This window comes from Tenacibaculum ascidiaceicola (genome assembly GCF_047470925.1).
GTDB lineage: Bacteria > Bacteroidota > Bacteroidia > Flavobacteriales > Flavobacteriaceae > Polaribacter > Polaribacter discolor.
On sequence record NZ_JAZKJP010000005.1, the window covers coordinates 336,692 to 348,784 of the forward strand.

11 protein-coding genes are annotated in these 12,093 nt (G+C 32.4%); 10 read left to right on the forward strand and 1 reads right to left on the reverse strand.

The features are described 5' to 3' along the window. The first annotated feature begins 29 nt into the window (after positions 1-29). The 8 genes from prs (at position 30) to VBY68_RS06035 (ending at position 6,764) form a co-directional block, all read left to right on the forward strand. On the forward strand, positions 30-866 hold the full coding sequence (prs, locus tag VBY68_RS06000; protein ID WP_415269210.1) for a ribose-phosphate diphosphokinase: 837 nt from the start codon (positions 30-32) through the stop codon (positions 864-866). Next, entirely contained in the window at positions 820-1,857 is a 1,038-nt protein-coding gene (locus VBY68_RS06005) for an ADP-ribosylglycohydrolase family protein (RefSeq protein WP_415269211.1), read from the forward strand. Before prs ends, VBY68_RS06005 begins: the two co-directional genes overlap by 47 nt. A 44-nt stretch (positions 1,858-1,901) precedes the next feature. Next, a complete protein-coding gene (locus tag VBY68_RS06010; RefSeq protein ID WP_273694911.1) occupies positions 1,902-2,456 on the forward strand; it encodes an RNA 2'-phosphotransferase in 555 nt (184 codons plus the stop codon). Between the two features lie 4 nt (positions 2,457-2,460). Further along, complete coding sequence (locus VBY68_RS06015; RefSeq protein ID WP_415269212.1) at positions 2,461-3,186, forward strand: metallophosphoesterase; 726 nt, start codon at positions 2,461-2,463, stop codon at positions 3,184-3,186. A gap of 34 nt (positions 3,187-3,220) precedes the next feature. Beyond that, complete coding sequence (locus tag VBY68_RS06020; RefSeq protein ID WP_415269213.1) at positions 3,221-3,775, forward strand: NADAR family protein; 555 nt, start codon at positions 3,221-3,223, stop codon at positions 3,773-3,775. Between the two features lie 42 nt (positions 3,776-3,817). After that, the gene (locus VBY68_RS06025) at positions 3,818-4,828 is read left to right on the forward strand and encodes an ADP-ribosylglycohydrolase family protein (protein WP_415269214.1); all 1,011 of its coding nucleotides are present in this window, start codon (positions 3,818-3,820) and stop codon (positions 4,826-4,828) included. A gap of 68 nt (positions 4,829-4,896) precedes the next feature. Then, entirely contained in the window at positions 4,897-6,369 is a 1,473-nt protein-coding gene (locus VBY68_RS06030; RefSeq protein ID WP_415269215.1) for a nicotinate phosphoribosyltransferase, read from the forward strand. A gap of 140 nt (positions 6,370-6,509) precedes the next feature. Next, on the forward strand, positions 6,510-6,764 hold the full coding sequence (locus VBY68_RS06035) for a hypothetical protein (RefSeq protein WP_099216060.1): 255 nt from the start codon (positions 6,510-6,512) through the stop codon (positions 6,762-6,764). Positions 6,765-6,796: 32 nt separating this feature from the next. Here VBY68_RS06035 and VBY68_RS06040 read toward each other — a convergent pair whose 3' ends face one another. Then, entirely contained in the window at positions 6,797-8,749 is a 1,953-nt protein-coding gene (locus VBY68_RS06040; RefSeq protein WP_121146079.1) for a YgiQ family radical SAM protein, read from the reverse strand. A gap of 143 nt (positions 8,750-8,892) precedes the next feature. On the opposite strand from VBY68_RS06040, the gene VBY68_RS06045 reads away from it, so the two are divergent. Next, positions 8,893-9,450: a hypothetical protein gene (locus tag VBY68_RS06045; RefSeq protein WP_121146080.1), complete on the forward strand. Its 558-nt coding sequence runs from the start codon at positions 8,893-8,895 to the stop codon at positions 9,448-9,450. 104 nt (positions 9,451-9,554) lie between these two features. After that, on the forward strand, positions 9,555-12,053 hold the full coding sequence (locus tag VBY68_RS06050) for a zinc-dependent metalloprotease (RefSeq protein ID WP_121146081.1): 2,499 nt from the start codon (positions 9,555-9,557) through the stop codon (positions 12,051-12,053). Positions 12,054-12,093: the final 40 nt, after the last annotated feature.

The window sequence follows — 12,093 nt, forward strand, 5'->3', positions numbered from 1 at the left end:
GAATTATATTTGTGTAAAAATTACGCAATATGATTTTAAACTTAGACAAAAACTTTACTCCTTTCGGAACAGAAAACAATATAGACCATAATTTCTTTACTTTTTCAGGAGGGGAACCGCATATTAAAATCATTTCTAAACTTGAAAATGTAACAGAAGTAACAATTACACATCGTATTCAGTCTTTTAATGATATAGGTACTCTATTATTAGCTACCAATGCGCTCAAAAATATGGAAATAAAAAAACTACATGTGGTACTTCCTTATTTTCCTGCTGCACGTCAAGATAGATTAATGGTATCAGGTGAACCTTTATCGATAAAAGTATATGCAGATATTATAAACACACAAAACTTTGAGTCAGTAACTGTTTTCGACCCACATTCTGAAGTAACTCCTGCCCTATTGAATAACTGTAAAGTTATAGATAACCACAAGTTCATAGAGCATATTACAGAACAATTATCAGACAACTTACATCTAATTTCACCAGACGGAGGTGCTTTAAAAAAGATTTATAAAGTTGCTGCTTATCTTCAAAATTATGAAGTAGTAGAATGTTCAAAAAGTCGAAATGTAAAGACTGGTCAGCTAACAGGTTTCAAAGTATATGCTGATGACCTACAAGGAAAAGATTGTTTAATTGTGGATGATATTTGCGATGGTGGCGGAACTTTTTTAGGGCTAGCTAAAGAACTAAAAGCTAAGAATGCAGGAAACTTATACTTAGCGATAAGTCACGGAATATTTAGTAAAGGTTTTGATGAGCTTCAAAAACACTTTACCAAAATTTTTACAACGGATAGTTTTAAAACTATTGAAAACGATAATTGTATACAAATTGAATTGGGAAAATTGCTATAAAAACCAAAAAATTGCTATGAAAAAAAACATTATAAAATCAACATTTATTGGATTGGCAGTAGCTGATGCCCTAGGGGTACCAGTAGAGTTTAAAAATAGACAGGAGTTAAAGCAAAACCCTGTAACAACTATGAGAGAGTTTGGAACACATCATCAACCAAAAGGAACTTGGTCTGATGACAGTTCTCTTACTTTTTGTTTAGCTGAGAGTTTATGTCAAGGATACGATTTAGTGGATATTTCATATAAATTTATCCAATGGATAAATGCTGAGATATGGACTCCACACGGTAATGTTTTTGATATCGGAATCCAAACACGAAAAGCGATTAAACAACTTTCAAAAATCATAAATAAAAAAGACTATAAAGAACTAGAAATTTTAAAATATTCTGATGATGAATATACAAATGGTAATGGTTCATTAATGAGAATTATTCCTTTACTCTTTTACATAAAGGATAAAAAAATAAATGACCAGTTTAATATTATTTGGCATGTTTCATCACTAACACACCCCCACATAAGATCGGCTATTTCCTGTTTAATATATTTAAAATTAGCTGAATATATTTTAAATGGATTTTCAATTATAGATTCTTATAAAAAAATGCAAAATGAAATTAATCTCTTTTTAACAGAAAGAAATATTTCTTCTTACGAACAAAATCATTTTTCAAGAATTTTAAAGCAAAATATATCAAATTTAAAAGAAAATGATATTAATTCTAGTGGTTACGTTATTCATACATTAGAAGCTTCGCTTTGGTCTTTACTCAACGCCTCTAATTATAGCGAAGCAGTTTTAAAAGCTGTAAATTTAGGTGATGATACTGATACAACAGCTACTGTAGTTGGAGCTATTGCTGGTATGTACTATGGAATAGATAATATACCTCAAGAGTGGATAGATTCATTGGTTAGAAAAGATGATATTATTCGCTTAAGTCAACAATTCTCAAAAAATATCGTTATGAGAATTAACCGATAAAAACGTAACAAACATTACTTACGTTTATGAATAAAATTGAAAAAATGAATGAGAAAAACACAAAAAGAATAAGTAAGTTTTTAAGCCTAATATTAAGGCATCAGCCTGAAAAAATTGGGCTAAAATTAGATAGCAGCGGATGGGCTTCAATAGAAGAACTTTTGAACAAATCAAGTAACAATGGAGTTACTTTTACAAAAGATGAATTGGAGTTTATCGTAAAAAACAACGACAAACAACGATTTTCATTAAATGAAAATCAAACAAAAATAAGAGCAAATCAAGGACATTCATTAAAGAATGTAGCAATAGTAACTGAAACAAAGACTCCTCCTCCATTTTTATATCACGGAACAGTAGCTAAATTTATTCCTTCAATAAAAGAAAACGGATTGCAAAAAATGAGTAGGCAACATGTTCATTTGAGTTCTGACTTAGAAACTGCTAAAAAAGTAGGTAGCAGAAGAGGTAAACCTATAATTTTGACTGTTCAGTCAGGTGCTATGTATAAAAAAGGTTATGAGTTCTTTTTATCTGAAAATGGAGTTTGGTTAACCAACCTTGTCCCAGCTGAATTTATTGAATTTTTAGATTTATAATAGTATGAAAACATTTGTCATTGGTGATATTCATGGAGGCTTAAAAGCCTTACCCCAAGTTTTAAAAAAAGCCAAAATCACTATAGAAGATACCTTAATTTTTCTTGGTGATTATGTGGACGGTTGGAGTGAGTCTGCACAAGTCATTGATTTTTTAATAGAGTTAAACAAAAAGCATAAATGTATTTTCATTAAAGGAAATCATGATTTATGGTGTGAAGATTGGTTGAGAACTGGTGAAGGTGAAACCATTTGGTTAGTACATGGTGGAGAAGAAACCAAAAAGAGTTACGGATCTTATTCAGAAGAACAAAAACATGAACATCTAGCATTTTTTCAACAAATGAAACCTTACCATATCGATAGTAAAAATCGTTTGTTTATTCATGCTGGTTTTACCTCTATGCATGGAGTTGAAAAAGAAACTTTCAAATTGAATTATCATTTTGATAGAACGCTATGGGAAACTGCTTTAGCTACCGATAAAGATTTACCTAAAGAATCAGAATTATATCCTGAAAGGTTTACACACTATTCGGAAATATATATAGGTCATACTCCTACCATACGATATAATTCATCAATACCCATAAACGCTTTAAACTTATGGAACATTAATACTGGCGCTGCATTTACAGGATATTTAACAATTATGGATATCGACAGTAAAGAATTTTGGCAAAGCGACCAAGTAAAAACTTTGTATTCAAACGAAAAAGGAAGGAATTAAGACTTCTTCATAAACTCATCTTAATAATAATATTATGAAATATAATAACAAAACAATAATAACACGTTACAACAACAACGAATCTTTAAAATTCCTCTTCTTTTGGGGACATCAACCCAACAAAGATGGAAGCGTCGGTAAAAGCTGTTTCAGCCAGTGGTGGAAATCTTCTTTTGAAATCAATGGCATTACCTACCCTACTGCTGAACATTATATGATGGCAGGTAAAGCAAAAGTTTTTAATGATGAAGAAACATTACAAGAAATCCTTTCTGTTAATACACCTCATCAAGTAAAAAAACTAGGAAGAAAGGTTAAAAACTTTTCTCCTGAAGTATGGGATCAACACAAATTCGAAATTGTCGTAAAAGCCAACTACGCTAAATTCTCTCAAAATAAAGACTTAAAAGAGTTTTTATTAAATACAAAAGATAGAATTATTGTAGAAGCTAGTCCTGTAGACTCTATATGGGGAGTTGGTATGGCTGCTGACAATCCTGACGTTTCAAACCCTAACTTATGGAAAGGACACAATTTGTTAGGTTATACCTTAATGGAAGTTAGAGATTTATTAAACAAAAATTCATAAGCATTTGACTACAAAAGTTTGGATATAATTAAACATAAGATTGTGAATTTATACAATGTTTTACTGGGTATAGCTATAGGAGACGCTTTTGGTGCTGGTTTAGAATTTCAAGATAGAAATTGGATTCAAAAAAATGTAGATTTTACCAAATTCATCAACGTACGCCATTTAATTAAGGTCTCAACTGATAAGTTAAGTGCTTTTACAGAAAATTATTACGATTGGCAATACACAGATGATACAGAAATGACAATTGGACTCATAAAAGCTCTCTATTCAAAAAAAGAGTTTAATGAAAATTTATTAATAGAGAAATGGGAAGATGAATACAACAAAGGGAAACATGAAAAAGGCCACGGCAGAAATGGTCATGGATCAATGAGATGGTTTTTCTCTGGAGAAATGACAATTGAAGAAATTAAAAACTTTCAAAAAAATAGGCCAAATCCCGGAAATGCTCCTGCTATGAGATCAGTTCCATTAGGCTTTATCCCTTCAAATCTCATTAATAAATATGCAGAAATTAATGCTAATGCAACACACCCTAATATAAATGCTATACTTAGTAGTCAATGCATTGCAAGAGCTACTGAGTACTTACTTGTAAAAAAAGGAAATAAAGAAAACCTTATCAAATACTGTATAGAAAAAGTAAATCTAAATAGTGAATATAAAAGTTACCTTACCTCTATTGACAAGATAAAATCAAATGAGATATTAACTAAGAATTATTACGAAACATTGTGCGGACATCAACCCATAAGAAAACCATATTTTTTGGATGGGATTAACGGTATGCCATCAGATTCAAAATACACCACAGGTTGTGTTCTATATATCTTAAAAAATAGTACAAGTGCTTTTGACGCTCTTAAGAAATCTGTTTTACTTGGAGGTGATGTTGACTCTGTAGCATCTATAACAACTGGAATTAACTCAGGATTGTATGGAGTTGAAAGCCTTCCTAGTTTTATAATAGAAAATGTTGAGGGAAAACAATATATAAAAGAAATATCTAATCTTTTTAGTCAATATTTAAAAGATCTAAACTAAAATTTTAAAAATTTAATTGTAAGTTTATTTTAATTTGCGTAATTTTGACACAAACAAAATAACAAACTATGAACCCATTATTATATACAGACGGTTATAAAGTAGACCACAGAAGACAATACCCTAACAATACTACGTTAGTATATTCAAACTGGACACCAAGAAAAAGTAGAATTCAAGGAGTTGAGAAGGTTGTTTTTTTCGGACTGCAATACTTCATCAAAAAATATATAATTGAAGATTTTCAAACCAACTTTTTTAACAAACCAAAAGAAGAAATTTGTAAACAATACAGTAGAAGAATCAATAACTATTTAGGTGAAAACTCTGTAGGTATTGAACATATTGCAGCATTACATGATTTAGGATACATTCCAATGGTTTTTAAAGCATTACCAGAGGGTGTTGAAGTTCCTATCAGAGTACCAATGTTTACTATGTATAATACATTACCAGAATTCTTTTGGTTAACCAATTACTTTGAAACGTTATTATCTACCACTGTTTGGTTACCATGTAATTCTGCAACCATCGCAAAACAATACAGAAAAATATTAGATAAATATGCGCAAGAAACCTCATCTGTTCCTGAAATGGTAGATTGGCAAGGGCACGACTTTTCTATGAGAGGAATGGCTGGTTTAGAAGCTGCTGAAATGAGTGCTGCTGGTCACCTATTAAGTTTTACTGGTACAGACACAATTCCTGCTGTAGACTTTTTAGAAAAATATTACAATGCAGATTCTAACAACGAATTAATTGGAGGTTCTGTTGCCGCAACTGAACACTCTGTAATGTGTATGGGAACTAACAGTGGTGAGGAAGAAACTTTTAAAAGATTAATTACTGAAGTATATCCAAACGGTATTGTTTCTATTGTTTCTGATACTTGGGATTTATGGAAGGTTCTTACCGAATATTTACCGAATCTAAAAGAAGAAGTATTGGCTAGAGATGGGAAAGTAGTAATTAGACCAGATAGCGGGGATCCTGTAGACATCATCTGTGGAAACCCTAACGGTAAAACCGAAGAAGAACAAAAAGGAGTTATACAACTGCTTTGGGAAGTTTTTGGAGGAACAACCAATACAAAAGGATACAAAGAACTAGATAGTCATATCGGAGCTATTTATGGCGATAGTATTACCCTTGAAAGAGCAACGCAAATTTGTGAACGCTTAAAACAAAAAGGATTTGCTTCTACCAATGTAGTACTAGGAATTGGTTCTTTTACTTATCAATACAACACCAGAGATACTTTTGGATTTGCCATGAAAGCTACCTACGGAGAAGTAGATGGAGAAGGAAGAGAAATCTTTAAAGATCCAATTACCGATGACGGAACTAAAAAATCTGCCAAAGGATTATTAAAAATAACTTTAGAAGATGGAGAATATATACTCAACGATCAAGTAAGCTGGGAAGAAGAACAAAAAGGTGAGTTGAGAGAAGTTTTTAAAGACGGAAAATTGTTAGTTGATGAAAAACTAAGTGAAATAAGACTTCGCACAAAAAACAGTGTGTTAGAACTTACAGAATAGTATAAAGAAGCAGGAGTTAAACTCCTGCTTCTTTTATTTAAAACCCTACCAAAAACACTAAATACCAACACATTAAAAATCACTCAATTTGCTTAACTCTTGATTTTTTCATATCTTAAATGCAACTAAAAAAGAAACTTATGACAGATCAAGAACAGAAAAGACTAGATACAATGAATGCGGTTTTAGTTAAAATGGAAGACATTAAAAACACGCAAAAAAGTTTAATTGAGAAAATTGGTGTGGTTGAGGTTCAACTATTCGATATCCAATCAAAAGATTTAGACAAAGAACTCGAAAATGTAATGGTAAGAGCTTCTGACACCTTAAAAATTATAAAACAGGCTACAGAAGCTTTTGAAATGAAACGAAATCGTTTAGAAAATGAAGCATAAATAAAAAATCCGCCTAACAGCGGATTTTTATTTTATCGTCTCTTCTTTTTGAAACCTTTATTCTTTCTTCTAGAAGGTTTTAATGGCTTATAGGTTACAGTATCATCAAAGGTGTTTTTTGCTTTTCCTGCTTTATTTTTTCTCCAAGAAGTGTCTTCTGGAAGTAACTTTTTCAATAAATCAGTACGCCCAACTTTGTTCAATGTATCTTTAATCCACTTTTTATTTTCCTTTTTATACCAAAAGAAAAACTTATGCTGATCTTCCTTCTCCTTTTTAGTTTTCGGAGTTTTTACTTCTTTTAAAGTATATGGATGGTATCCACTGTAATAAATTACCGTAGCAACCGTCATTGGTGTTGGTGTAAACCCTTGTACTTGCTCTAACTGAAAGCCCATATCTTTGGTCTCAGCAGCTAAATTTGCCATATCTTCCGCCTCACAAGCAGGATGACTAGATATAAAGTAAGGTATTAATTGAAGCTTTAATTTCTTTTTAATATTAATACGATCGAACCTATCTTTAAATAAATGAAAATACTTAAACGAAGGCTTACGCATTAACTTTAATACTGGATCAGATGTATGCTCAGGAGCAACTTTAAGTCTACCTGAAACGTGTTTAGTCATTACTTCTTCAGTATATGCATCTAACTCCTTAGGATCAGCATTTTTATTGAATTCAGGCACTAACATATCATGTCGAATTCCACTACCAATAAATGATTTTTTCACCTTCGGATGTGCATCAACAGCTTGATATAACTCAGTTAAGGGTTTGTGTGATGTATCTAAATTGCTACAAATAACAGGTGATATACACGACGGTGCAACACATTTGTCACAAATCGATTGTACTTTACCTTTCATTTTGTACATATTCGCCGACGGTCCTCCAATATCTGATAAGTACCCTTTAAAGTCATCCATTTGGGCAACTTGATCCACTTCCTTTAAAACAGACTCTTGACTTCTACTCGCAATAAATTTTCCTTGGTGCGCTGAAATAGTACAAAAACTACACCCTCCAAAACATCCTCGGTGAATATTAATAGAAAACTTAATCATTTCAAACGCGGGTATCGGTCCACGTTTATTATACTTTGGATGTGGTAATCGTGTAAAAGGTAAATCGAATGAAGCATCAATTTCTTCCTCCGTCATTGTTGGAAACGGCGGATTAATCATCAGCTTTTTATTCCCTACCTTTTGAAAAATACGACGTGCATATAATTTGTTCGACTCCTGCTCTATCACTTTAAAGTTAGAAGCATAAGCTTTCTTATCTTTCAAACAAACTTCATGCGAACTAATTTCTACATCGTCCCAGTTCTTATTTTTTGGAGTTTTCTCATCTTCTTCTAATAAAACAGCTGTCTGCTTAATAGTTTTTAAACTCGAAAATGGCACTCCTTTTTGCAACAACTCCACAATTTCTCTTAGTGGCTGCTCACCCATTCCGTATACCAACATATCGGCTTTAGAAGTTTCTAAAATCGTTGGTAATAATTTATCAGACCAGTAATCGTAATGTGTAACACGACGTAGCGAAGCTTCTATTCCTCCAATTAACACAGGAACATCTGGAAACTTTTCTTTTAGGATTTTAGAATATACTGAAGTTGCATAATCAGGTCTGAACCCTTTATCTCCATTAGGAGTGTAGGCATCTTTATCACGACGACGTTTACTAGCCGTGTAATTACTTACCATCGGATCCATACAACCTCCTGTTACTGCAAAGAATAACCTTGGAGTTCCTAACTTCTCAAAATCTTGCAAATTGTCATGTACACTTGGTTGCGGAACAATTGCCACACGCAAGCCATAACTCTCTAAAATACGCCCAATTACTGCAGGACCAAATGATGGATGATCTACGTATGCATCTCCACTGAATAGGATTACATCTAATTCATCCCATCCTCTTAACTTCACCTCCTTTTTTGTAGTCGGTAACCAATCTGAAAGTCGTCTTATTCTCATGCCGCTGCAAAGGTACGGGGTTTTATTTACACTACAATACAGTAAAAAACTGAAAACTACATTATAAACACAACTAACAAGAAAAATAAAATCATAATTTTTAACTAGATTTATTCCCTAATTAATTTAAATAAAAACCCAAAATGAAAAAAAACATTACTTTTCTATTACTATTATTTTTATCACTTCAAGCCTTTTCTCAAATACAAACTGAAAAAATTATCCCTCCTGCTAAAGGAAAGTCTGTAATTTACTTTCTAAGAACAACTGGTTTAGGAGCTTTAATGAACATTAGGTATTTTGATAAAGAAAATTATCTAGGAAGATTTAATGGTGTTAACTATTTACGTTATGAATGTGATCCAGGAGAAAAAGTTTTTTGGATTAAAGCTGAAAACATTGATGTGTTAGAAGCTAATTTAGAAGCTGACAAAGTTTATTTAGTTGAAACTAATGCTGTAATGGGAGCTTTTTCTGCAGGTGCGAAATTTAAACTGGTTGATTTCAACAAAAAGAATCAAGTTAAAAGAATTAATAAGCTTTTAGAAAAAAAAGAACCTAAAACTTTTACTCAAGAAACTCTACAAGAACAACTACAGAAAATGAAAGATGTTGTAAACAAGGGATTAAAAAAAGTGAGAAAAAAAATAGAGCGTAAAAAAACGACTAAGTTATCACCTAATATGAATTATGAAGTATAAACTACTCACACCATTTAGTTTAACTTCCCTTTAACAATTAATTAAGATAATACCGAAAGTAGTTTTACTAATTTCCGCCCTTATTTATTCAATTAATTTTTACAATGACTAAAAAAATACTTTCAACTATTTTAGTGGTATTTCTTGCTTTAGGAGTTTCTTTGAATGCAGAAGCACAACGAAAGAAGAAAAAAAACGCAAAAAAAGAGACTACCACTAAAAAAGACAAACCTAAAAAGGGCGGTATACAACCTTACGAAAAAGTTGTTACCAAAAAACACAAAACAGACGAAGGTTTGTTTAAAGTTCACTCAAAAGACTCTAAATATTTATTTGAAATTCCAGATTCTCTTCTAAACCGAGAAATGCTAATGGTTACCAGAATAGCCAAAACAGCTAGCGGAATTGGTTTTGGAGGTGGAAAACAAAATACACAAGTGTTACGTTGGGTAAAAAACAAGAAGCAAATTTTACTAAAAGTAGTTTCTCACAATGTTGTAGCAGACACAATTTTACCGGTACACGAAGCCGTTGTAAACTCTAATTTTGAACCTATCTTATATGCCTTTCCAATCAAAGCATTTAGCAAAGACTCAACAGCTACTGTAATTGATGCTAGTCCACTTTTTGAAGGTGATGTAAAAGCAATTGCTTTCCCTCAAAGAAGTAGAAAACGCTATAAGATTTCTAAAATGGATAAAAGCAGGTCTTATATAGATAGAATTAGTAGTTATCCTCAAAACATAGAAGTTAGAAACGTTAAAACATACATTGCAGGAAATCCTCCTTCGAATTCAAGTGTAGGTTCTGTAACTATGGAGTTAAGTAACTCTATGATTTTACTTCCTAAAACCCCTATGAAAAGACGTTATTTTGATGAGCGTGTTGGATGGTTTACTAGTTCTCAAACAGATTATGGTTTAGATGCTCAGAAAAGTAAATCAGTTACCTACTTAGACAGATGGCGTTTAGAAGTAAAAGATGAAGATCTTGAAAAGTTTAAAAGAGGTGAATTAGTAGAACCTAAAAAACAAATTGTATACTACATTGATAGAGCTACACCAAAAAAGTGGCGTAAATATATTAAACAAGGTATTGAAGATTGGCAAGTTGCTTTTGAGGCTGCTGGATTTAAAAATGCTATTATAGCTAAAGATGCACCTACTAAAGAAGAAAACCCAGATTGGAGTCCTGAAGATGTACGTTATTCTGTAGTTCGCTACTTAGCTTCTCCAATTCCTAATGCAAACGGACCTCACGTTAGTGATCCTCGTTCTGGAGAGATTTTAGAATCAGACATTAACTGGTACCACAATGTAATGACCTTATTACACAACTGGTATTTTGTACAAACAGCAGCTATTAATCCAGAAGCAAGAACAAATAAGTTTAAAGATGAAATTATGGGACGTCTTATTCGTTTCGTTTCTTCTCACGAAGTTGGACATACACTAGGACTCCCTCATAACATGGGAAGCTCAGTTGCTTATCCTGTAGATTCTTTACGTTCAGCTGAATTCACTAAGAAAAATGGAACTGCTCCTTCAATTATGGACTATGCTCGTTTTAACTACGTGGCACAACCAGAAGACAAAGGTGTGGCATTAATGCCTAATATTGGTCCTTACGACAAGTATGCTATCAATTGGGGATATAGACCAATCTTAGATAAATCTGCTAAGGAAGAAAAATCTGTATTAAATAAGTGGATTAAAGAGAAAGCTGGAAATCCTGTTTACAGATTTGGACACCAACAAGTTCGTAACATTATTGATCCTAGTTCACAAACAGAAGACTTAGGAGACGATGCTATGAAAGCGAGTGCTTATGGTATTAAAAACCTACAACGTATTTTACCTCGTTTAGAAGAGTGGACTACCGAAGATGGTGAAACCTACGAAGAACTTAAAACTATGTACGGACAAGTAGTTGGACAGTTTAACAGATACATGGGACACGTAAGTTCTAATATTGGTGGTGTATATGAATACTTTAAAACTTCCGATCAAGATGGTGCTGTATACATTCACGTTCCAAAAGAACACCAAAAAAGAGCGTTACAATTTGTAAATGATGAGTTATTTAAAACTCCAAATTGGTTAATTGACGAAAACATTATTAGTAAAACACAACACTCAGGTGTTATTGAGCGTATTAGAGGTTTACAGGTACGAACGTTAAATAGAGTTTTAAAAACTGGAAGATTAACACGTATGATTGAAAACGAAACGCTGAATGGTAATAAAGCTTACACACTTCTTCAAATGATGGGAGATTTACGCAAAGGTATTTGGAGTGAAGTATATGCTAACAAAACTATAGATCCGTATCGTAGAAACCTACAACGTGCACATTTAGACAGATTAGACTTTTTACTAAATAAAGCGAAAGATCAAAAAGCTGCTAAAAGCGACAGAGGTTACTTTAAGCAAACAGCCGTTACTATTAATCAATCAGATATTAAACCTGTAGTAAGAGGAGAATTAAAACGTTTACAAAGAGACATTAAAAGAAGTATTCCTTCTGCTCGTAACACCATAACTCGTTACCACTTACAAGATGCAGTAGATAGAATAGACACTATTCTAAATCCAAATAAATAATTTTTCTTAAATAACAGCAATCTAATAGGTTGCTGTTATT

Excerpts from the sequence above, each read along its gene's own strand:
- VBY68_RS06045 (WP_121146080.1), top strand. The coding sequence starts at position 8,893 with ATGAAAAAAAACATTACTTTTCTATTACTATTATTTTTATCACTTCAA.
- prs (WP_415269210.1), top strand. The coding sequence starts at position 30 with ATGATTTTAAACTTAGACAAAAACTTTACTCCTTTCGGAACAGAAAAC.
- VBY68_RS06030 (WP_415269215.1), top strand. The coding sequence starts at position 4,897 with ATGAACCCATTATTATATACAGACGGTTATAAAGTAGACCACAGAAGA.
- VBY68_RS06040 (WP_121146079.1), bottom strand. The coding sequence starts at position 8,749 with ATGAGAATAAGACGACTTTCAGATTGGTTACCGACTACAAAAAAGGAG.
- VBY68_RS06015 (WP_415269212.1), top strand. The coding sequence starts at position 2,461 with ATGAAAACATTTGTCATTGGTGATATTCATGGAGGCTTAAAAGCCTTA.
- VBY68_RS06035 (WP_099216060.1), top strand. The coding sequence starts at position 6,510 with ATGACAGATCAAGAACAGAAAAGACTAGATACAATGAATGCGGTTTTA.
- VBY68_RS06020 (WP_415269213.1), top strand. The coding sequence starts at position 3,221 with ATGAAATATAATAACAAAACAATAATAACACGTTACAACAACAACGAA.
- VBY68_RS06050 (WP_121146081.1), top strand. The coding sequence starts at position 9,555 with ATGACTAAAAAAATACTTTCAACTATTTTAGTGGTATTTCTTGCTTTA.
- VBY68_RS06010 (WP_273694911.1), top strand. The coding sequence starts at position 1,902 with ATGAATGAGAAAAACACAAAAAGAATAAGTAAGTTTTTAAGCCTAATA.